The following is a 20,489-nucleotide window of genomic DNA, read 5'->3' on the forward strand; positions in this document are numbered from 1 at the left end:
TCAGGCCCTCGCCGAGGCGGCTGCGCCGGGGTGAATGTGGGATATCCCGCATCTGTCGAACCCCGGTACCTAGCAGACGCTCGGTCCACGTATCCTGAGGAAACGACGACATTGCCATGACGGCCTTCGGCATCGGGCCGTCACCTCGGAGGAGAGACCCAATGACCGCAGCCACCATTCCCGGACTGGATCCCAACACCGCCCCGACCAAACACGCAGGGCTGCTCGCCTGGGTGGCCGAGGTTGCCGAGTTGACCCAGCCCGACCGGGTCGTGTGGTCCGACGGCAGCGACGATGAGTGGAACCGCCTCACCGAGCATCTGGTGTCCGCGGGCACGCTGGTGAAGCTCAACGAGGAGCGCAAGCCGAACTCGTTCCTCGCCAACTCCGATCCCGCCGACGTTGCGCGCGTCGAATCGCGTACCTACATCTGCTCGAAGACCGAGGCCGACGCGGGCCCCACCAACAACTGGGTCGATCCGGCGGAGATGCGGGCCACCATGACCGGCCTGTACCGCGGATGCATGCGCGGCCGCACCATGTTCGTCATCCCGTTCTGCATGGGCCCGCTCGGCTCCGACGACCCGAAGTTGGGCGTCGAGATCACCGACTCCGAGTACGTCGTTCTGTCCATGAAGATCATGACCCGCGTGGGCCCGAAGGTTCTCGAACTCCTCGGCGACGACGGGTTCTTCGTCAAGGCACTGCATTCGGTCGGTGCGCCGCTGGAGCCGGGACAGGCCGATGTCCCGTGGCCCTGCAACTCCGAGAAGTACATCACCCACTTCCCCGAGGACCGCGAGATCTGGTCGTTCGGTTCCGGGTACGGCGGCAACGCCCTCCTCGGTAAGAAGTGCTACGCCCTGCGCATCGCCTCGGTGCTCGCCCACGACGAGGGCTGGCTCGCCGAGCACATGCTGATCCTCAAGCTCACCAGCCCGGCGAAGAAGGTCTACTACGTGGCGGCCGCCTTCCCGAGCGCGTGTGGCAAGACCAACCTCGCGATGATCCAGCCGACCATCCCGGGCTGGACCGCCGAGACCGTCGGCGACGACATCGCGTGGATGCGTTTCGGCGACGACGGTCGTCTGTACGCGATCAACCCGGAGTTCGGTTTCTTCGGTGTCGCGCCGGGCACCAGCGACGACTCCAACCCGAACGCGATGAAGACCATCGAGGCGGGCAACACGCTCTACACCAACGTTGCGCTCACCGACGATGGCGACGTCTGGTGGGAGGGCATCGGCGGCGAGACCCCGGCGCACCTCACCGACTGGCTCGGCAACGAGTGGACCCCGGAGTCCGATCACAAGGCGGCACACCCGAACTCGCGTTACTGCACCCCGATCTCGCAGTGCCCGTCGCTGGCCGCGGAGTGGGATGACCCGCAGGGCGTGCCGATCTCGGCGATCCTGTTCGGCGGTCGCCGCAAGACCACCGTCCCGCTGGTCACCGAGGCCCGCGACTGGCAGCACGGCGTGTTCATGGGCGCCACGGTCGGCTCCGAGCAGACCGCAGCCGCCGAGGGCAAGGTCGGCACGGTGCGCCGCGACCCGATGGCGATGCTCCCGTTCCTCGGCTACCACGTCGGCGACTACTTCGCCCACTGGATCGACCTCGGCAAGAACGCCGACGCGACCAAGCTGCCGAAGGTCTTCTACGTCAACTGGTTCCGTCGTGGTGACGACGGCCGCTTCCTCTGGCCCGGATTCGGCGAGAACAGCCGCGTGCTGGAGTGGATCGTCGGCCGTATCGAAGGCACCAACGAGGGTGTGGAGACGCCGATCGGTATCGTCGCCAAGCCCGAGGAGATCGACGTCGAGGGTCTCGACGGTGTGCCGGCCGACGACATCGCGGCGGCGCTGGCGGTCAACGCAGACGAATGGCGTCAGGAGATCCCGCTGATCGAGGAGCTGTTCGACTTCGTCGGTGACCGACTCCCGTCGCCGTTGCGTGACGAACTCGATCACCTCAAGCAGCGCTTGAGCTGAGTCGCCACGCGTCGGGTATCGTTGCCGCCTATGAGACTTCGCTTGTGGGGGGCGGCGCTCGTGTCCGCTTGCGCCGTAGGTCTTTCCGCAACCACGATGGGTGCCGCTTCGGCGGCCCCACCGTCCCCGTCGCAGGCGGTGGTGTCGCGCTACGTCGATTCCACCGTCGTCGGCAACGGGGTGCCCACCTTCGGTGGCATCTCCGGGATGGACCGGATCGGCAACGGTCAGTACGTGATGATCTCCACCGACGTCGGTAGGTTCGGGCCCGCCCGCACCTACGGCGCGCGGATCGGATTCGTCTCCTCCAACGGATTCTCCGGCCCGGCCGGGATCAACGCGTTGGGTACGGTCTTCGGGCAGGCCAATCTCCCGATCCTGCCGGGTGGCGCACAGTTCGAGGGCATCCGGCGTCTCGGCGGCGGCTATGTCGTGGCCAGTGGCGGTGTCCAACAATTCGTGCGGGTCGTCGGCCCGATCGGCAACCACGTGCGTGACCTCGCGTTGCCCGCGGCCTACCGGGTGACACCGAAGACGGGCCTCAACGGCCAGCGTGGGCTCACCGGCGTCGCCGTGGGCCCGGGCGACCGGATCAGTGCCATCACCGCCGCCGGACTGCGGCAGGACCCGCGGACCTCTGCACGCCTGATCACCTGGGCGGGGCGCGGTACCTCGGAGTACGTGTACCGCACCGACCGCGACAAGGTCGCCGCCGACGTGCTGTCGGTGAACAACACCGACTTCCTGGTCCTCGAGCGGGGCCAGGGGCGCGTCACGCGCATCTACTGGACGACGACTCGGGGCGCCCAGTCGGTGACGGGCAAGCAGCGCCTCGGTGGTGGCGAGAAGGCGATGCCCAAACGCGAGATCTTCTCGACCGCACCGCTGCCGCGCCTGGCCGCGGGCAACATGTCCGGGCTGGCCTGGGGGAACTGGGTTCCGGACCGGCCGTGGCTCACCTATCGAGCACGCACACTGTTCGTCGTCACCAACAACGCGTTCTCCGGTCCGACCCGGGTACATGCACTCGAGGTGAGGTTCCCGAAGCGCTGAGATGACCCAGGGTCATCTCAGGGGAATACCCGATAGCGGATGGCCGCCGGATTTGGCACCGTTGATGCCATGACATCGGCCCATACGGACAGCCCACACGTCGACACCCGCCCGAGCGCCGCCGGTGCGGCCGATCTGACCAAGGTCTACGGCACGGGTGACACCGTCGTCGAGGCGCTGCGCGGCGTCACCATCGAGTTCCCGGCCGGGGAGTTCACCGCGATCATGGGGCCTTCGGGCTCCGGCAAGTCGACCCTGATGCACTGTCTGGCCGGACTCGACGTGGCCACCGGCGGGCAAGTCCACATCGGCGACATCGACCTCACTGGCCTGTCCGACAAGGCGATGACGACGCTACGTCGTGACCGCATCGGCTTCGTCTTCCAATCGTTCAACCTGGTGCCCACCCTGACCGCGGCGGAGAACATCACGCTGCCCGTCGACATCGCGGGCCGCGAGGTGGACAAGGCGTGGTTCGACACCGTCGTCGAGCGGCTCGGCATCACCGACAGGTTGGGGCATCTGCCCAGCGAACTCTCGGGTGGTCAGCAGCAGCGCGTCGCGTGTGCGCGAGCCCTGGTCGGCAAGCCCGACATCATCTTCGGCGACGAGCCGACCGGCAACCTGGATTCCCGATCGTCGGGGGAGGTGCTGGAGATCCTGCGTGCCGCAACCGACGAGTTCGGCCAGACCGTGGTGATCGTGACACACGACCCGCGCGCCGCCTCCTACGCCGACCGTGTGGTGTTCCTGGCCGACGGCCAGATCGTCCGCGAACTCGCCCGGCCATCGGCCGACGACGTCTTCGAGGTGATGAAGCATCTCGACGAACCCGACGCACAAGCCGCCGCGGCCGAGTCCGGCGCCGCCGAGAGTGCCGCCGGCGGGCGCCACGCAGCAGGCAACAGTCCGTCCGAGGTGCAGTGAGCGCATGTCCTCTTCGGTGATGCGCCGGGTCTCGCTCCGAAACCTCCGGGCGCACAAGCTCCGCCTGTTCCTCACGGTCTTCTCGATCGTTCTCGGCACGTCTTTCGTCGCCGGGTCGATCGTGTTCACCTCGACCGTGTCCAAGGCGTTCAACAGCATCTTCGATTCGGCGGCTCCCGGTGTGGCGGTGGAGATCACGCCGGAGAACACTCAGTCGGCAGGCGTTCCGCTCACGGTGGTCGACGACCTCACCGCCCGTAAGTCCGAACTCGGCATCGACCGGATCGTCACGAATTACTCGGGTCTGGTCACCATCGCGAACTCCGAGGGCAAGGCCCTGCAGACGGGGGGCGCGCCCAGCGTCGGCACCGCGTACCTACCGCCCGATGCCGCTCTCTCACCCGATACGAACAAGCTCGTGCCCGGTGGACGAGGACCGACGAATCCCGGTGAGATAGCGCTGAATTCGTCTGCGGCCGAGAAGGCCGGTCTCCGGGTGGGCTCGACGACCAAGGTGGTGTTCGGCCAGGGATCCACGACCCCGCAGCAGGTCACCGTCGTCGGTCTGATCGATCTGCCCAGCAGCACGGGCGGATTCGTCAACGTGCAGTTCGATCAGGCGACTGCGAAACGCATCTTCTCCGACGGCTCGCACGCCGCCACCGTCGACATGTCGGCGGCCGCCGGGGTGACACCCGAACAACTGCAGGAGCGGATCCGATCGGCGCTGCCACCGGATGTGTACAAGGTCCGGACGGGCGATCAGGTTCGGCAGGATGAGAAGGACAACGTCAACCAGTTCCTGACGATCTTCACCGCAATCCTGTTGGCATTCGCGGCGATCGGACTCATCGTCGGGACGTTCATCATCTACAACACCTTCTCGATGATCGTCGCCCAGCGCAATCGTGAACTGGCGCTGCTGCGGGCCGTCGGGGCCAGCCGACGCCAGGTGTCGCGGTCGGTGCTGTTCGAGGCGTTCGTCGTCGGGTTGCTCGGCGGCGTGGTCGGTCTGGGTATCGGCATCGGTCTGGCCGCGGTGCTCAAGGCGATCACCGCGTCGTCGGGGCTGCCGGATGCGCCGTTGCAGGTCGGTGTGTCGGCCGTCCTGGCGGCGATGTTCGTCGGTGTGGTGGTGACGATGATCAGTGCGTGGGTGCCTGCCGTCCGCGCGTCGCGTGTCCCACCGGTCGAGGCGATGCGATCGGGGATGGCCGAGGGCTCGGCATCGCTGCGCACCCGCACGGTCGCAGGTGTGTTCGTCGGGGTCGCCGGCCTGGTCTGCATCATCGTCGGCGCAACCGGAGTCGGCCTCGGCCCGGCGATGTCGGTCGGCGCCGGAGCGGCCGCGATGATCGCAGCCGTGGTGCTCGCGGGGCCTGCGTTGTCCCGGCCGATCGTCGGAGCGCTGGGTCGGGTCATAGGGGCGCCGTTCGGCAAGATCGGTGGTCTGGCGCGCACCAACGCCGTGCGTAACCCGAGGCGTACCGCGGCAACGGCTTTCGCATTGACGCTGGGGCTGATGCTGGTTGCGGTGATCGGGACGTTGGGTACCTCCTTCAAGGGGACCGTCGACGACGCCGTGGACAAGGGTGTGCGCGCCGAGTTCATCGTCGCGGGCGCCAACAATCTGCCGATCCCCGCAGCGGTACTCGGCGCGGTCGATCAAGTGGACGGGGTCGGCGAGGCCGTCTCGCTCGACGTCTTGCGGGCGAAGGTCGGTGACACGGTCGAGACAGGATACGCGCCGGTCGGCGGTCAGATCACCGACGTCGCCGTGCTGTCCATGAAAGACGGTGCCTCCGAGACACTTCCGGATGACGGGATGTTTGTCAGCGAACGCACCCGGGCGAGCAAGGGGTGGGATCGTGGTGACGTCGTGACGTTCACCGGGGCCACCGGCGAGACCGTGCCGGTCACCGTCGCGGGCGTCTACGCCGACAACGAGGCGCTCGAACCGTTCCTGGTCGGAGAGTCGGCGTATCAGAAGCTGGTGCCGGCATCGGCGCGTGCCAGTGTGGGGATCTTCGTGTCGCCGAAGGCCGGGACCGATCCGGCGACGCTGCGCAGTGGCCTGGAGGACGCCACCGATTCCTACCTCACCGTGCAGGTGCAGGACCGTGAGGAGTTCAAGAGTTCGATCTCCAGCCAGATCGACCAGATGCTCGCGACCCTGTACGCGATGCTCGGGTTGGCCCTACTGATCGCCGTGCTCGGGATCATCAACACGTTGGCCCTGTCGGTGGTGGAGCGCAAGCGTGAGATCGGCATGCTCCGGGCGGTCGGCATGCTGCGCTCGCAGGTACGTCGCAGTATCTACCTGGAGTCGGTGCTCATCGCGATCTTCGGTGCCCTGCTCGGCGTGGTGCTCGGAAGCGTCATCGGTTGGGCGCTGGTGCGAACCCTGGCCAAATGGGGGCTCGGTACGCCGGTGCTGCCCTGGAGCCTGATCGTGATCACGCTCGTCGCGTCGGCGGTCGTCGGTGTGCTGGCCGCGCTGTGGCCTGCGGTTCGCGCCGCCCGGACCAGGCCACTCGAGGCGATCACCGAGGCTTGACCCCGATCGGCCTCGGAATCACCGGTGGCCTCGAGATCACCTGTGGCCTCGAGATCACCGGTGGCATGGCGTCATTCGGCCTGATCGCCGGTGGGCGCGTCGGACTTCGGGGTCAGTGCGTGCGGGCTGAGGAACCAGAGCCCGACCGCACCGACGAGCATGATCGCGCCCATCGTGACGCAGGATGCGTTCAACGGCTCGATGAACGCGTGTTTGGCCTGGGTGACGATCTCGGAGAGCGCACCCGCCTGCTGCGGGTATCGATCGCCGAGCGCTCCGATCGTGTGCAGCGCCTCGGCGAGTGAGCGGGAGATGCGGTCACCGAGTTCCGCCGATCCCGTCGCCGACCGGACCTGGTCGGCGACGGGACCGATGTTGTGCGTGTAGCCGGATGCGACGATGCTGCCCGCCAGTGCGATCCCGATGGCCGCGCCGACCTCGCGGAAGGTGTCGTTGACGGCGGAGCCGACGCCCTGATTCGCTGCCGGGGTGTTCGCCATGATGGCCGTCGTCGGGGGTGCGGTGGCGAATCCCTGACCCACCGACGCCAGGATCAGCCAGGGGAGCAGCCCCAGATAGGTCGTGTAGTCGAGGGTGCCCATCAGGATCAGTGCGACGCCGGTCAACGCCACACCGAGGAACAGGATCGTGCGTAGCGAGTAGCGCACCGCGAGCCAGCTCCCGATGGGCGACAGCACCATGATGACGACGATCAGCGGCAACATCGCGGTGGCGGCCATCAACGGCGACATACCGAAGTCGAGTTGCATCCGCTGCAGCACGACGAAGAAGAGGCCGAACGAGGCGAAGAACTGCACCAGCACGGTACATGCGCCGGCCGAGAAGGCGCGATTGGTGAACAGCCGGACGTCGAGCAACGGTGAATCGGACCGCAGTTCGGTGACGGTGAACGCGACGGCGAGCACCACGCCTGCGATCAATGCCACGATCACGAAGGGATCGTCCCAGCCGCGGGTGGGGGTCTCGAGCAGCCCGATGACGAACAGGAAGACCGCCGCGGTCGACAGCACCGCACCGAACAGGTCGAACCGTCGGGGCTCTGAGTCCCGCGACGTCGAGATGGTGCAGGACGCGATCATCAACACGGCGCTGACGACCGCGAAGGTGACGAAGATCGATCGCCAGGTGAACCACTCCAGCAACGCACCGCTGACGAAGAATCCGCCGATGCCGCCGGCCCCGGCGACCCCGGCCCAGAGTGCCACCGCCAGTGGTCGTTTCGAGGCGGGCAGCTCCGAGGTCAACAGCGAGAGGGTGGCCGGCATGATCATCGCGGCGCCGAGCCCGGACAACGCCCGTGAGGCGATCACGACGGTGGGATCGGTGGCCCAGACCGCGGGCAGCGACGCGAGGGCGAACACGGCCAGACCGACGACCAGCAGGCCCCGCCGACCGTATCGGTCACCCACCGCACCGCACGGCAGCAGCAGTGCGGCCAGCGTGACGGTGTAGGCGTCGACGAGCCACGTCATCTGCGTGGTACTCGCGCCCAGGGCCGGGCCGACCTCGGGGAGGGTGAGATTCAGTGCGGTGATCGCGGCGGCGACCACCGACAATCCGCCGCACGTCACGCACAGCAGCCAGATGCCGCGCACCCCGAGTCGATCGGGCGAGGTGGCCGCTGCGCCGGCAGGGTCCGGTCGCGATTCGGTCGTCTTCATGACGTCTTGGTCCGCCATCATCCTGTGACCATACACTCATCAGGCTTTGTATGTTCAGGCTAAGGTGACGTCATGGTGCGACGGACAGGGTGGGGCGGTGAACTGCCGGCCAGCGATGCCGAGGCGGTCGCGCGGATCATCGGCGCCACCCGTCGGGTGATCGACTCGGAGGGCGCGGGGGTCAGCATCACGCACGTCGCTCAGGAACTGCAGGTGACCAGGCAGACGGTCTATCGGTACTTCCCCAGCCTGCAGGCACTCCTGCAAGCAGTGGCACTCGACGCCGCCGAGGCGGTGCTGCCCGGCATCCTCGATCAGGTGCGCACCGCGCACGATGCGGTGGGCATCGTCATCGAACTGCTCACCTCCGGTATCGAGGTGCTCACCACCGACCGCGTGCTGGTATTCCTGCTCGGCCAGGGGGCCTCGACCGGACTGCTCGGCGGGTCGATGACCGGGCCCGTGGCCCGGGCGCACACCAAGGCCATCCTGGACCGGGTCGACATCGATTGGCGTGCACTGGGATTCGACGATCAGCAGCTCGACCAGCTCATCGAGTGGTGCCTGATCGTGATGAGCGCATATCTGCAGCGACCTGCCGACGAGATCTCGCCACCCGACCAACTGCGCGCCTACCTGACGCGTTGGCTGGCGCCGTCGATCGAGGCGGTGCGCAACGGCCCAGATCGCAACGGCGACGGACCAGACCGGCTACCGCTCGTCGAGTCCGAACGGTAGTCCGCGTGTTCGAGCCCACTCGGCGTGCAGTTTCGCCATCTGGCTCCGAGGCTCACCGACGCCGTCGAGGACGTCGGCCTGCTCACGCGTGTCCAGGGTGGCACCGAGTGCGCTGAAGACCGCGTTGACGCCCAGGTTGATGCGGCTGATCATCAGATAGTCGCTGGGCACGTCCATCTTCCGCAGGGCGGTGCCCAGCGCGCCGTCGTCGAACAGTGAACGCATCAATGCGGTCCCGTCGGCGGGGGTGAAGGTGTGCGGTTGCTCGGCGATGATCGACGACACCGACATCTCCCACCATCGAAAGGCCTCGTCGGGGTCGAGATCGGTGGACTCCTCGACGAATCCGTGGTCGGTCATGAGGCGGAAGAGCTCGTCTCGATCGCCGTCGACGGTGGCCCGGACCATGGCGACGATGCCGTGGCGCACGTGTTCGGGAAACTCCTTGACGCAGCCGAAGTCGACGAAACCCACCGACCCGTCGGCCCCGAAGCGATAGTTGCCCGGGTGTGGGTCCGCGTTGAAGAGGTTGCTGTGACGGTATCCCGAGAATGCGAAGTACCCGATCGACAGCGCCCACTGGTTGCGCAGATCCTCGTCCGCCTTCTTGGCCTCGGACCAGCTGATGCCGTCCAGGTAGGTCATGGTGAGAACCCTTGTGCCGCAGCGCTCCGGGATCACCTCGGGCACCCGGATGAACGGGTGGTCACGGAACAGGTCGGCGAACCGTGCGATGTTGCGAGCCTCGCGCCGGTAGTCGAGCTCCTCGGCGATGCGCTCGGCGACCTCGGCGGCCGCGCCGCGTTGATCGGTCGGCATCGATCGCGAGGTCAGCGACATACCGAGCTTCAGGAAGGTCGCCAGCAGTTCGGTGTTGCGCAGATCATCCCGGATCGCCTGCGCGACACCGGGGTACTGGATCTTGACCGCGACGCGGCGACCGTCGTGCAGCCGTGCTCGGTGAACCTGGCCGATCGATGCGGCCGCCAGCGGGTCGGCGGAGAACTCGGCGAACAGGTCGTCGGTCGGCGCGCCCAGGTCGTCTTCGACGATCTCGCGAGCGGTCTGCGCGTCCATCGGCGGGGCGTCGGACTGTAATCGTTGCAGCGCTTGCTGATAGGTGGCCATCGGCCCGCTCTCGATGTCGTCGACATCGTCGACGTCGAGGGTGGACAGTAGCTGGCCGGCCTTCATGAGCACGCCCTTGGAGTGGCCGAGCAGTTCGGCATAGCGTTCCGAGGTGCGTTGATGGAAGCGGTCGATCGCCTCGCGGTCTCCGGTGCCGGCCCGTAATCCGGCGATCACACGGCCGCCGGCGGCGCGGGCGGCGAAACCCGCGACCGGTACGGTGCGTCGCACCCGCCCGGAGCGCACCGGACGAAACCGCTCGGTGCGCTTCGATGGTTCATCGGTCATGGGGATCTCCTCGAAAGAGCATCGGTACCGATTGTGGTCCCCGCAGCAGGGCGGTGGGCCGCCGGGTGGCGGGGCCGGTCAGGACGGGATCACGAGCGAGGATGCGGCGCAACGCGATCTCCGTCTCCAAGCGGGTCAACGCGGCGCCCAGACAGCGGTGTCTGCCGAAGCCGAGCGCCAGATGTGCGGTGGCGTCGTCACGATCGAGGCGGAACGAATGGGGGTCGTCGAACACCTCGGGGTCGCGGTTGGCCGCGGCGATCACCACGATGACCCGCGCCCGCGCCTCGATGCGATGGCCGTCGAGATCCTGGGGTTCGAGTGCGGTACGCGCAACGGCCTGTGCCGGTCCGTCGAGTCGGAGCAGCTCGTCGACGACGGCCGGGGTGACCTGGTGGAGCCGGTCGGCGATCCGTCCCGTACCAGTGTCGGTCAACAGTCGTATCAGGCTGTTGCCCAACAGGTTCGCGGTTGTCTCATGACCTGCGATGGCGAGCAGGATCGCATTGATGACGACCTCGTCGAGTTCCAGGTCGGGGTCGGTGGCGAGCAGGCTGAGCAGATCGTCGCCGGGTTCGTCGCGCCGTGACGCGGCCAGCGGCAGGAATCGCGTGACGAGTGCAGAGAGTGCTCCGATGGCGGCCGCGCTCGGCTCCGGATCGAGTGCACCGTCGAGCAGGCGGACCAGATCGGCGGCCTCTTCCCACAGGATTCGAGTGGTATCACCTTCCAACGCAAGCCATTCCGCGATGACCGCGACCGGCAGCGGCGTCGCGATGTCGGTCATGAGGTCGAACCGCACGCCGCTGGGCAGGGTGTCGACGGTGTCCGCGGCGATCGTCTCGATCCCGGGTGCGAGGTCGGCGATGTAGTGCGGGGTGAACACGTCACGCACCGAGTCGCGCAGCCGGGTGTGGTCGGGTGGGTCGACGGTGAGCATGCTCGCGCGGAACGGGAAGTCGACGATGCCCTGCTCCTCGATCAGCCGGCGCGCGACGTCCGACGACAGGGGATCGCTGCTCCATCCGGTGCCGACGAGGAGGTCGCGAGCGGCCCGATGTCCCACCACGATCCAACATTGCGTCGCGTCGTCGTAGGCGACCGGACCGTGCCGGTCGCGCCAGATGTCGTACGCGGCATGGACATCCTCGGTCTGCCAGGGGCTCCACAGCTGCGGCGCCGTCGTGGTGTCCATCCGATCCACCTCCTAAGTGATCACTTTGGTGGTTCACTTGGGTACACTAAGTGAGCACTTAGGAGGTGTCAATGGACGATCGGTGGACACACCGATGACCGCGGCCACTCGGGATCGGTTGATCGACGAGGCGATGCGCCTGTTCGGGGAGCAGGGGTATCGCGCGACGAGCGTCGCGCAGATCGAGGCCGCTGCGGGGCTCGCGCCGGGGGCGGGCGGGCTCTACCACCACTTCCGGTCGAAGGAACTCCTCCTCGAGGCGGGCGTGGATCGGCAGCTCGATCGGCTCCGTGCGTTGCGTGACATCCGGCGCATCTTCGAAGGCCTCACCGATCTGCGTTCGGAACTGACCGTCCTGGGCCGCTACACGCTGGGGATCATCGACGAGGAAGCGCAGTTGTTGCGCATCCTGTCGTCGGAACTGCGTGACCGGCCGCGCAAGTTGGCCGACGCGTACTCCGGACTGATCGACGAGACCTACCGGGGCATGGCCGATTGGGTGTCGCATCGCGCGCCGGCGGCCGCCCGCGACCGCGTCGAAGCAGTGGCCACCGTGGCACTGAATGCGCTGTTCGCCCATCGGACGATGCACGAGTTCCTCGGGGTCCGACCGCCGCTGCTCGACGACGACCGGCTGATCGAGGAGTGGGTGGAGACGATCGCCGGGCGGATCGAGGCCCTGCAGTAGCGGGTCGACGATGAGCTGGCACGTGGGAGGTGCGTCGCCGAGGTGACACAATCGACGCCATGACCCGACCACCCGACGACCGCTGGGACCCGAACCGAGAGACGCCCGAGACGCGCCAGTTCGGTCCCTCCGACGACACGGCCGCCCACGGTCAACAGCAGCATCCCGATCCGTACCAGCAGCCGGGATATCAGGAGCCGTACGCACCGGATCCGTATGCGACGCCGCAGGCGTACACCGAGGCCACGCAGGCCTACGGCCAGTCAGGGTACGAGCAGCAGGATCCCGGATACGGTGACGAACCGCCGCAACCGCCCGCGAAGCACACCGGTCGTACGGTCGGGCTGGCGCTGGCGGCGATTGCCGCACTCATCGTGCTGATCCTGCTGGTGGTGTTGGTCACCCGCGACAACGGTGACGGCAGCGACGAGCCGGCCGCAGGTGCGGCGTCGAGCACCACGACGACGGCGCAGCGCAGTGAGCCGACCACCACGACGACCACCACCGAGGACACCACCACCACGACGACTCGGACGGCCCGGCCCGGTGCGGTCGTCTATCAACTCACCGGCAACGGGGACGTAGTGGCGATCCGATTCCGCGACGGTGATCAGCACACCTTCGTCGCTGCGGCCGGTTCGCCGTGGTCGCAGGCCGCGACGGTGAGCGGCGGACGGGCCGACATGACCGCGATCGTCGTGCGGGGGCCGGTGACCTGCACCATCCTGCACAACGGTGAGCTGTTGTCGTCGTCGACCAGCAACGGTGGCCCGTTGTCCTGCTCGGCGCCGGTGCCCAACGACTGAGGGCGGCCCCGACTCCGTGGGCTCACGCCTTGCGGAGCACCACCACGAGATTGGTGGCGAGCACCTCGCGCAGTCCCGGGACCCGCATGATCCACCACAGCCAGTGCGGTAGATAACGCGGGAAGGCGGCCACGGTGTGGGCGGACGGCTCCACCGAGCGCGCCCATCGCAGGCCGGCGGCCGCGGTGACCGCGAACAGCGAGGTGCCGAAGAGGTTCTTCGGGGGATGGCCGTGGCGGCGCGTGTACCGGCGTGCCGCCCGCCGTCCGCCCAGGTAATGGGTGAGCCCCATCTCGTGGCCGCCGAAGGGCCCCCACCACAGCGTGTAGCTGACGATGACGGTTCCGCCCGGACGAGTCACCCGAAGCATCTCGTCGCACATCTCCCACGGTCGGCTGGTGTGCTCGACGACGTTCGACGAGAACACGACGTCCATCGAGTCGTCGGCGAAGGGCAGGTGCTGACCCGAGCCGCGGACCGTCGCGCGGTGCTCGACGCCGCCGGCGTGCATCTCGGTGGGGTCCGGCTCCACCGAGATGTAGTGTGCCCCACGATCATCGAACGCGTCGGCGAAATATCCGGGGCCGCCACCGACGTCGAGGACCACTGCGCCGTCGAGAGGGGTGCCGTGCCAGTCGGCGATCATCTTCGCGGTGTCGGCGGCGATCGCGCCGTAGAAGCGCGCCGGATCGCTCTGCTCGTAACGGAAGTCGTTCAGCAGTCGTGCGGCGCGAGACAGTGTGGCGTGGCGCGCAAAGGCTTTCGGCGCAAGAGATTGAGGCATGTCGCGGTGGACCTCTCTGTTCGTCCCACCGGTCAGCGGTGGATCTCGGTGGCCCGTCGTCGAAGGCCCGCCACGAAGGTCTGCAACGCGAAGACGAACTCGGCGCGCAGATCCTCCGGCAACGCCGGGATGGCCGTCGCGATGGACGGGTACTCGGCGGCGTCGAGGCGACGATAGTACTCGGCGAGCGTCGCCCGGCTCGGCGACTCCTCCCGCGGTGACTGCAGCGCATAACCGACGATGAGTCGCGCCAGGGCATGGTCGGCGGCCGCGGCGTCGGTGGGCGAGAAGCCCGCGGCCAGCAGCAGTCGCAACGACAGTTCGTAGCGCAGCAGGCCCATCGGACCGAACTGCACCTGCCCGGCGAACAGGGAGGCGGCGTACGGGTGGCGTCGCAACACGTCGAAGGAGACGACCGCCGACTGCTCGATCGTGGCACTCCACTCGTCATCGAGTCCGGACGCCGCGATCCCGGTGACGATCTCGGTCATCACGTGTTCGGCGAGACGCGTGCACAACTCGTCCTTGCCGCCGGGGAGCTGACGGTAGAGCGTAGACGTCGACGATCCGAGGCGCCGTGCCAATGCCCGGATGCCGAGTCCGTCGAGTCCGTGTTCGGCGAGCAGGGAGAGCGCCTCGGTGAGGATCTCGTCGAGGGGCAGCGGCGGACGCCCGCGCCCGGAACGGTGCGCCGCGTCGGTGTCCTCGCGCGATGCCGCCCACCAGTCCGGGGTGCCGAGCGTGGGAGGCGTCGAGTCTGTCGGATCGGTCATCGGGTGCGTATCGTCCTCACTGGGAATGTCTCAACTGCCGTTGTAGACGTCGGCAGTTTTTTCGGCTACAGTGTAGCCGCAACCGGGGGGCGATGCCCCACGGCTGCAGGGGTTCCCAGGGGGATCGGACGTGGTGTGGAGGGGATGCCACGTACGACCTCTGGGAACCTTTTTCGACTCTCGGTACGCTGGATCGGCGATGACCACTCCGACCCATGTCCTGCTGCTCTGTTGGCGCGACACCTCGCATCCGCAAGGTGGCGGCAGTGAACGCTACCTGGAGCGCGTCGGTGCCGAACTGGTGGCGCGGGGCATGAGGGTGACCCTGGTGACGGCGGCCCACGAGGGTTCGCCTTCGATCGAGGATCGAGACGGCATCCGGATCTTGCGCGCAGGCGGACGGCTGAGTGTTTATCCACGGGCACTCGCCACGATCGTGGCGGCGCGATTCGGGCGCGGGCGATTGCGCGGGGCGGAGCCCGACGTCATCGTCGACACCCAGAACGGCATCCCGTTCTTCGCCACGGTGGTGTCGTCGGCGCCCACGGCCGTCCTCGTCCATCACTGCCATCGCGAACAGTGGCCGGTCGCCGGTCGCGGCCTGGCTCGACTCGGGTGGTTTCTCGAATCCCGGGTGTCCCCGTGGGTTCATCGGCGCAGCTCCTATGTGACGGTCTCCGGGCCGTCTGCCGACGAGTTGGTCGCTCTCGGAGTGGACCGTGACCGGATCACCGTGATCCGCAACGGGATCGATCCGCTGCCGTCGGACGGCGCGGACTCCGGCACCGCCGAACCGGACGCCGCACGGTTGTGCGTGCTCTCCCGGCTGGTCCCGCACAAGCAGGTCGAGGATGCGCTCACCGTGGTCGCCGAGCTCCGGCGTACGCATCCGCAGATTCGGCTCGACGTCATCGGCGGCGGCTGGTGGTCGGAGCAATTGGTCAGGCGGGCAGGCGAACTCGGGGTGCTCGAACACGTCACCTTCCACGGCCACGTGGGCGAGGTGGACAAGCATCGGCTGCTGAGCCGTGCTGCCGTGCACCTCATGCCGTCGCGCAAGGAGGGGTGGGGGTTGGCCGTGATGGAGGCGGCCCAGCACCGCGTCCCGACGATCGGATACCGCAGCTCGGTCGGGCTCGTGGAGTCCGTCGAACACGGCGAGACCGGCTTGTTGGTCGACGGTGTGGACGAATTGGTCAGCGCCACGAGGAAACTCGTGGACAACCCGGACGAGGCCGTACGTCTCGGTCACAATGCGCGGCGCAAGGCGGCAGGCTACTCGTGGTCGGCGACGGCGGACGGGTTCGCCGCAGTGATCGACGACCTGCGTCACTGAGGGTGGCGATCAACGCGGCGCATAGTTGGCCCATCCGTGCTCGGGCCAGTTGAACCATCCCGACGACGCCAGGGTGCCGCCGTCGGGATGGATCGTCGTCCCGGTGATGTACTCCGAGAGGGCCGACGCGAGGAACACCACGGCATGTGAGACATCGGTGACGGAGCCGGGACGCCCCATCGGGATGGCGATCCGCGCGCCGTCGGGTGTGGCCATGACCGGGGTCTCGCCGTGCCCGAACTTGGCCAGATTCGGGGTGGGGACGAAGTCCGGAGCCACGTTGTTGACCCGGATGCGATCCGGCGCGACCTCCACGGCAAGGGTTCGTGCGAACTGTTCGACGGCTGCCTTCGCCGCCGAGTAGACGGCGAAACCCGGTGCGGCACGGTGCGCTTCGATCGTCGTCACGTTGACGATGCTGCCGCCGCGTCGTCCCGCCCGCATATGTGGGACGGCCAGCCGGCACGCGTGCAACACGTGCAGGAAGTTCGTGCGCAGCAGGGCATCCCAGCCCTTCGGTGTGGTGTCCACGAAGTCGGACCGGAAGGTCCCACCGACCAGGTTCACCAGCGTGTCGATCCGCTCCCACCGTCCGACCGCCGTCGCGAAGAGATGCTCGAGGACCTCGGGATCGCGGGCATCGCCGCACTGCACCACGACGTCGTGATCGCGCAGTGTCGCGCGCAGGCCGTCAACGGCTGCCTCGTCGACGTCGACCACCGCGAGCCGTACGCCGTTGGCGGCCAGATCCACTGCGGTGGCCTCACCGAGTCCGCCTGCGCCGCCGGTGATCACCGCGACCGTGCCGTCGAGCCCGGCCCGTTCCTCGAACCATCCCATCGTGGGTACCCCGCGCTCAGGTCAGGTAGGTGGTGCCGAAGGCGTCCAGGAACTCGGTGGTTGCCGCGAGGCCGACAGTGCGGCTCGACACCACCACCCAGGTGACACCCGCCTTCTCCAACCGTGCGAAGGCCTCTCGATGACGTTGCGCGTCGTGTGCGGGCGAGTCCAGCCCATCGCCGTGGTAGGAGTACACGATGTCGATCGGCTCGGTACGTCCCGCGGTGTCGGCCGCGGCGTTGAGATCGGCGATCGCCTCGGTCAACTCGTCGACGGTGCCGATGGACGGCGTGCGGGCCGTGGAACTCAGCTGTGCGCCACCCGACATCGGCATCCAGCCCTGTGCGCGGGTGGCCACGCGGCGACGGCTCAGCCGGGAGTTCCCGCCCACCCAGATCGGGATCGGGTCCTGTGCCGGACGGGGGCGGGCCATCACGTCGCGGGCGCTGAAATGCGTGCCCTGATAGCTGAACGCCTCACCGCTCCAATGCTGCGGAAGGACGTCGAGGGTCTCGTCGAACAGGGTGTTGCGCTCACCGAAATCGATACCCAGCGCGTGGAATTCGCTCTTCTGGTACCCCACGCCCAGGCCCAGGATCAGGCGTCCGCCCGACAGCGAGTCGAGGGTGGCCGCCGACTTCGCCAGCAGCATCGGGTTGCGGTATGGCGCGACGGCGAGGTAGGTGAGCAGCCGCAATCGCTCGGTGGCTGCCGCAACGAATCCCAGCGCGACGAACGGGTCGACGGTCTGGTGGCCACCCGATGCCAACCATCGGGCGCCCGGCGACGGGTGCTCGCTGAGCGAGAACGCGTCGAATCCGGCGTGCTCGGCGGCCGCGGCCACCTCCGTCAATGCACCGGCGGCGAACAGGTCGCCGTCCGGGCCGTTGGTCTCCGGATAGTGGTAGATGAACCGCATCGGCCGAGAATAGCATTTTCAATTTGGAGATTGATGATCTCGGCGGGTTGGTTCGGTCGGTGCTCTGCGTCGGAGCCGGGTCATCGCGGCGACGACGAGCGACAGGAGCGCCGCCGCAGCCCAGGCGACGTGTGCGCCGATGACCGTCGCGCGCGCCGCGGCTGACGCACCGCGATCGGCGACCGTTCCGGGGATCCGGTAGAGGGTCAGATCGTCGCCGCGATACGCAACGGCCGCGTCGCGCGCGAGGTCGCGCGGTGGGTTGCCGTCTTCCACCACCACCCATCCGACTCCCAGCTCGGCCAGGGCACCGGGCGAACCGCCGGTGGTCAGGACATGGTCGACCTCCGCGCCCCGGCCGGACGCCCGGTCGACCACCAGGTCGTCGACGATGAGCTCACCGGAATCGGTCACCGGTGCACGAACCATACGCGGCAGCGGGTCCAGCGACACCGTGTCGGTGAACGCATAGCGTCGTACGGTCCCCACCGGCCACACGGCGACGTCTCCGTCGTCCGGCGGGATGATCCGGGTCACCGCGGCCCAATCGTCGGGGTAGGTGATCGGTCGGATCTTTCCGCCGACTCCCCACGCCAGGTCGGGCAGCGGGGCGGCGATCAGCAGGACCGCAGTGGCGAGGGCGAAACCCGCGGGTACCCAACGGCGCAGGCCGGCGACCGCGGCGGCCGTGGCGAGGCTGAAGAACGGAACGAGCAGCGCCGAGTACTTCTGCGTATCGCGGAGCAGTCCCACCCCCGGTATCACGCCGGACACGTCGGCCAGCGCCGACGCGACCGGGCCGACGGCGCTGACCACGAGGAGAATCGTCACGACCGCGGCCAGCAGGGCGAGCCGACCCACGGCCGGGTCCGAGGTCGCGCGATCGCGCCACAGGCGCAAGGCGCCGGCCACCACCACGACCAACAGCGCCACCGTCGCGGCCGCCGCCCACCAGATGGTCCGACTGGCCGGTACCGCGTCGGCATTCCAGATCCCGCCGAGGCCGAGCACCGTGCCGATCGTCCCCAACCCCGGCTCGGCTCGAAGGCCGAACACCTCGAAGCCGTCGGGACCCGTCGTCGTCGACCCGGAGCCGAAGGCGGTGGCGGTCAGCCAGGGCAACGCGCCGAGAACCATGACGGTGCAGGTGATCAGGAGGTCGACCGGGCGTCGGTCGCGAAGCAGCGGCGCACCGACGACGACGGCCACGACCACCACCGCGAGCACCGATCCCGTCGGCGTGAACCCGGCCAAACACGCCGTCGCGGCCAAGGGGGCCCAGCGTGTACCGCTTTGCCCACGCACCACCGTACGGGCGGCCAGGATCAGCCATCCGATCGTCGCGTAGGACACCAACAGACTCCAGTGACCCTGCAGAAGTCGTTCGGCGACATAGGGATTCCAGATCGCGATGACGGCTGCGGCGACCGCGCCGGTCCGTCCCGCCGCAGGTACCAGCACGGCGGCCATCCGTCCGTAACCGACGCCGGCGGACGTAAGGGCGAGGAAGGTGATCGCGGTGACCACCGCGCCGCCGTCGACGGCCCGGCTCGTCATGGCGACCACCCAATCCTGTGGTACCGCACGGGCGGCCACCCCGCCGAGTCCGAGGATGGTGTCGGTGACGAACGAGCGAGGGGTGGAGACCGCGTCGCGATACAGCAGATATCCGCCGCGCAGGATCGGCGCCAGGATCAGTGCGGTCAACGCGGCCGAGACCCCGGTGAGCAGCCACAGGAGGTGTCGCGAGCGGGGAATCTCGTTCGGCGCCAACAGGAGAGCCGGTCAGAAGTGGTGGGTGTCCGACGGTGCGGGCACGTGTACCGGATCGTCTTCGTACTCGGCGGACCCGATCTGATAGGCACGCGCCAGGTCGAGGATCTTGGTGGCGCGGGAGATACGGGGGAGGTCCGAGCCGTTGCGGATCTCGCCACCGTCACGTTCGAACTCGGCGAAGAACTCCTTCGCCCAGCTGATCTCGTCCTGAGACGGCGACAGTCCCTCGTTCACGGGATGGCATTGCTCGGGGGTCAGGCAGATCTTGCCGGTCATCCCGAACTCCACGCTGACCGCGGTGGCCTCGGAGAGTTTCAATGCGCTCGAACCCACGGTCGGACCGTCGATCGCGCTCGGCAGGTGAGCGGCCTTGGCGGCGATGGTGAATCGGGACCGTGCGTAGGCGAGGGTCGCGGGATTGTCGCCGAAGCCGGTGTCGCGACGGAAGTCGCCGATACCGAAGGCCAGGCGGAATGTGCCCTTTGCCGAGGCGATCTCACTGATCCGTTCGAGTCCGCGTGCGGTTTCCACGAGTGCGACGATGGGGATGCCCGGTAGCCGCTTGGCGGTTTCGGTGACGTGGTCGACGGATTCGACCATGGCGAGCATGATGCCGCCCACGCTGCCCGGTGCCAGGGCGGCGAGATCGTCGGCCCACCACGGGGTCCCGAACCCGTTGACGCGCACCCAGTCGGCGTGACCGCCTGCCAACCAGGACACCACGTTCTCGCGGGCGACGAGCTTGTCCTTGGGGGCGACGGCATCCTCGATGTCGAGCACGACGATGTCGGCACGTGACCGCGCAGCGGCCGCGAACCGGTTGGGTTGGGCGCCGTTGACCAGCAGCCAGCTGCGCGCCAGCACCGGGTCGATGCGGAAGCCGGTCGGGTCGTCTGCCGCATCCGGAGGTGGGGTCGTGTTCTGCTCGTACATCGGACTTTCTCGTGGTCGATGTGGGGGAGTCCCGTCAACCATCGTCACCCATGGGTGCGGCGGTGTGCAAAGTGC

General features: G+C 68.0%; 17 protein-coding genes. 8 read left to right on the plus strand and 9 right to left on the minus strand.

All coding sequences use genetic code 11. The features are described from left to right. Positions 1 to 161: 161 nt before the first annotated feature. The 4 genes from AAFP35_RS01060 (at position 162) to AAFP35_RS01075 (ending at position 6,528) form a co-directional block, all read left to right on the plus strand. The gene (locus AAFP35_RS01060) at positions 162 to 1,991 is read left to right on the plus strand and encodes a phosphoenolpyruvate carboxykinase (GTP) (RefSeq protein ID WP_419219660.1); all 1,830 of its coding nucleotides are present in this window, start codon (positions 162 to 164) and stop codon (positions 1,989 to 1,991) included. A 30-nt stretch (positions 1,992 to 2,021) separates the two neighbouring features. After that, positions 2,022 to 3,044 carry an esterase-like activity of phytase family protein gene (locus tag AAFP35_RS01065; protein WP_419219661.1) on the plus strand — a complete coding sequence of 341 codons (1,023 nt, stop codon included), beginning with the start codon at positions 2,022 to 2,024 and terminating at the stop codon, positions 3,042 to 3,044. Positions 3,045 to 3,113: 69 nt separating this feature from the next. After that, positions 3,114 to 3,971, plus strand: a complete 858-nt coding sequence (locus tag AAFP35_RS01070) for an ABC transporter ATP-binding protein (protein WP_419219662.1) — start codon at positions 3,114 to 3,116, stop codon at positions 3,969 to 3,971. A gap of 19 nt (positions 3,972 to 3,990) precedes the next feature. Continuing rightward, the gene (locus AAFP35_RS01075) at positions 3,991 to 6,528 is read left to right on the plus strand and encodes an ABC transporter permease (protein ID WP_419219948.1); all 2,538 of its coding nucleotides are present in this window, start codon (positions 3,991 to 3,993) and stop codon (positions 6,526 to 6,528) included. 71 nt (positions 6,529 to 6,599) lie between these two features. Here AAFP35_RS01075 and AAFP35_RS01080 read toward each other — a convergent pair whose 3' ends face one another. After that, positions 6,600 to 8,210 (minus strand): MFS transporter, encoded by a 1,611-nt coding sequence (locus AAFP35_RS01080; RefSeq protein ID WP_419219663.1) that lies wholly within the window; start codon positions 8,208 to 8,210, stop codon positions 6,600 to 6,602. A gap of 72 nt (positions 8,211 to 8,282) precedes the next feature. On the opposite strand from AAFP35_RS01080, the gene AAFP35_RS01085 reads away from it, so the two are divergent. Beyond that, a complete protein-coding gene (locus tag AAFP35_RS01085; protein WP_419219664.1) occupies positions 8,283 to 8,948 on the plus strand; it encodes a TetR/AcrR family transcriptional regulator in 666 nt (221 codons plus the stop codon). On the opposite strand, the gene AAFP35_RS01090 is transcribed toward AAFP35_RS01085, so the two are convergent. Together AAFP35_RS01090 and AAFP35_RS01095 are read right to left on the minus strand one after the other, a co-directional pair. After that, complete coding sequence (locus AAFP35_RS01090) at positions 8,922 to 10,364, minus strand: ABC1 kinase family protein (protein WP_419219665.1); 1,443 nt, start codon at positions 10,362 to 10,364, stop codon at positions 8,922 to 8,924. The genes AAFP35_RS01085 and AAFP35_RS01090 overlap by 27 nt on opposite strands. After that, positions 10,354 to 11,559, minus strand: coding sequence for a cytochrome P450 (locus tag AAFP35_RS01095; RefSeq protein WP_419219666.1), 1,206 nt, complete (start codon positions 11,557 to 11,559; stop codon positions 10,354 to 10,356). The genes AAFP35_RS01090 and AAFP35_RS01095 overlap by 11 nt, the downstream gene beginning before the upstream one ends. Before the next feature lie 94 nt (positions 11,560 to 11,653). Here AAFP35_RS01095 and AAFP35_RS01100 point away from each other — a divergent pair, with 94 nt between their 5' ends. Further along, positions 11,654 to 12,247 carry a TetR/AcrR family transcriptional regulator gene (locus AAFP35_RS01100; protein ID WP_419219667.1) on the plus strand — a complete coding sequence of 198 codons (594 nt, stop codon included), beginning with the start codon at positions 11,654 to 11,656 and terminating at the stop codon, positions 12,245 to 12,247. 59 nt (positions 12,248 to 12,306) lie between these two features. Beyond that, a complete protein-coding gene (locus AAFP35_RS01105; protein ID WP_419219668.1) occupies positions 12,307 to 13,053 on the plus strand; it encodes a hypothetical protein in 747 nt (248 codons plus the stop codon). A 22-nt stretch (positions 13,054 to 13,075) separates the two neighbouring features. Here AAFP35_RS01105 and AAFP35_RS01110 read toward each other — a convergent pair whose 3' ends face one another. Both AAFP35_RS01110 and AAFP35_RS01115 read right to left on the minus strand, forming a co-directional pair. Continuing rightward, complete coding sequence (locus tag AAFP35_RS01110; protein WP_419219669.1) at positions 13,076 to 13,837, minus strand: class I SAM-dependent methyltransferase; 762 nt, start codon at positions 13,835 to 13,837, stop codon at positions 13,076 to 13,078. A 32-nt stretch (positions 13,838 to 13,869) separates the two neighbouring features. Next, the gene (locus AAFP35_RS01115) at positions 13,870 to 14,610 is read right to left on the minus strand and encodes a TetR/AcrR family transcriptional regulator (protein WP_419219670.1); all 741 of its coding nucleotides are present in this window, start codon (positions 14,608 to 14,610) and stop codon (positions 13,870 to 13,872) included. Between the two features lie 199 nt (positions 14,611 to 14,809). Between AAFP35_RS01115 and AAFP35_RS01120 the strand changes: the two genes are divergently transcribed. Further along, a complete protein-coding gene (locus AAFP35_RS01120) occupies positions 14,810 to 15,946 on the plus strand; it encodes a glycosyltransferase family 4 protein (RefSeq protein ID WP_419219671.1) in 1,137 nt (378 codons plus the stop codon). 9 nt (positions 15,947 to 15,955) lie between these two features. Here the strand turns inward: AAFP35_RS01120 and AAFP35_RS01125 are convergent, their stop codons facing one another. The 4 genes from AAFP35_RS01125 to AAFP35_RS01140 are packed head-to-tail and all read right to left on the minus strand — an operon-like array spanning position 15,956 to position 20,414. Next, positions 15,956 to 16,786, minus strand: coding sequence for an SDR family NAD(P)-dependent oxidoreductase (locus AAFP35_RS01125; RefSeq protein WP_419219672.1), 831 nt, complete (start codon positions 16,784 to 16,786; stop codon positions 15,956 to 15,958). 16 nt (positions 16,787 to 16,802) lie between these two features. Further along, on the minus strand, positions 16,803 to 17,705 hold the full coding sequence (locus tag AAFP35_RS01130) for an LLM class F420-dependent oxidoreductase (protein ID WP_419219673.1): 903 nt from the start codon (positions 17,703 to 17,705) through the stop codon (positions 16,803 to 16,805). Positions 17,706 to 17,723: 18 nt separating this feature from the next. Next, positions 17,724 to 19,478 carry a hypothetical protein gene (locus tag AAFP35_RS01135; RefSeq protein ID WP_419219674.1) on the minus strand — a complete coding sequence of 585 codons (1,755 nt, stop codon included), beginning with the start codon at positions 19,476 to 19,478 and terminating at the stop codon, positions 17,724 to 17,726. Positions 19,479 to 19,490: 12 nt separating this feature from the next. Further along, positions 19,491 to 20,414: an HpcH/HpaI aldolase/citrate lyase family protein gene (locus AAFP35_RS01140; protein WP_419219675.1), complete on the minus strand. Its 924-nt coding sequence runs from the start codon at positions 20,412 to 20,414 to the stop codon at positions 19,491 to 19,493. Between the last annotated feature and the right edge of the window lie 75 nt (positions 20,415 to 20,489).

This window comes from Gordonia sp. CPCC 206044, assembly GCF_048537895.1.
Lineage (GTDB): Bacteria > Actinomycetota > Actinomycetes > Mycobacteriales > Mycobacteriaceae > Gordonia.

Excerpts from the sequence above, each read along its gene's own strand:
- AAFP35_RS01060 (WP_419219660.1), top strand. The coding sequence starts at position 162 with ATGACCGCAGCCACCATTCCCGGACTGGATCCCAACACCGCCCCGACC.
- AAFP35_RS01065 (WP_419219661.1), top strand. The coding sequence starts at position 2,022 with ATGAGACTTCGCTTGTGGGGGGCGGCGCTCGTGTCCGCTTGCGCCGTA.
- AAFP35_RS01070 (WP_419219662.1), top strand. The coding sequence starts at position 3,114 with ATGACATCGGCCCATACGGACAGCCCACACGTCGACACCCGCCCGAGC.
- AAFP35_RS01075 (WP_419219948.1), top strand. The coding sequence starts at position 3,991 with ATGCGCCGGGTCTCGCTCCGAAACCTCCGGGCGCACAAGCTCCGCCTG.
- AAFP35_RS01080 (WP_419219663.1), bottom strand. The coding sequence starts at position 8,210 with ATGAAGACGACCGAATCGCGACCGGACCCTGCCGGCGCAGCGGCCACC.
- AAFP35_RS01085 (WP_419219664.1), top strand. The coding sequence starts at position 8,283 with ATGGTGCGACGGACAGGGTGGGGCGGTGAACTGCCGGCCAGCGATGCC.
- AAFP35_RS01090 (WP_419219665.1), bottom strand. The coding sequence starts at position 10,364 with ATGACCGATGAACCATCGAAGCGCACCGAGCGGTTTCGTCCGGTGCGC.
- AAFP35_RS01095 (WP_419219666.1), bottom strand. The coding sequence starts at position 11,559 with ATGGACACCACGACGGCGCCGCAGCTGTGGAGCCCCTGGCAGACCGAG.
- AAFP35_RS01100 (WP_419219667.1), top strand. The coding sequence starts at position 11,654 with ATGACCGCGGCCACTCGGGATCGGTTGATCGACGAGGCGATGCGCCTG.
- AAFP35_RS01105 (WP_419219668.1), top strand. The coding sequence starts at position 12,307 with ATGACCCGACCACCCGACGACCGCTGGGACCCGAACCGAGAGACGCCC.
- AAFP35_RS01110 (WP_419219669.1), bottom strand. The coding sequence starts at position 13,837 with ATGCCTCAATCTCTTGCGCCGAAAGCCTTTGCGCGCCACGCCACACTG.
- AAFP35_RS01115 (WP_419219670.1), bottom strand. The coding sequence starts at position 14,610 with ATGACCGATCCGACAGACTCGACGCCTCCCACGCTCGGCACCCCGGAC.
- AAFP35_RS01120 (WP_419219671.1), top strand. The coding sequence starts at position 14,810 with ATGACCACTCCGACCCATGTCCTGCTGCTCTGTTGGCGCGACACCTCG.
- AAFP35_RS01125 (WP_419219672.1), bottom strand. The coding sequence starts at position 16,786 with ATGGGATGGTTCGAGGAACGGGCCGGGCTCGACGGCACGGTCGCGGTG.
- AAFP35_RS01130 (WP_419219673.1), bottom strand. The coding sequence starts at position 17,705 with ATGCGGTTCATCTACCACTATCCGGAGACCAACGGCCCGGACGGCGAC.
- AAFP35_RS01140 (WP_419219675.1), bottom strand. The coding sequence starts at position 20,414 with ATGTACGAGCAGAACACGACCCCACCTCCGGATGCGGCAGACGACCCG.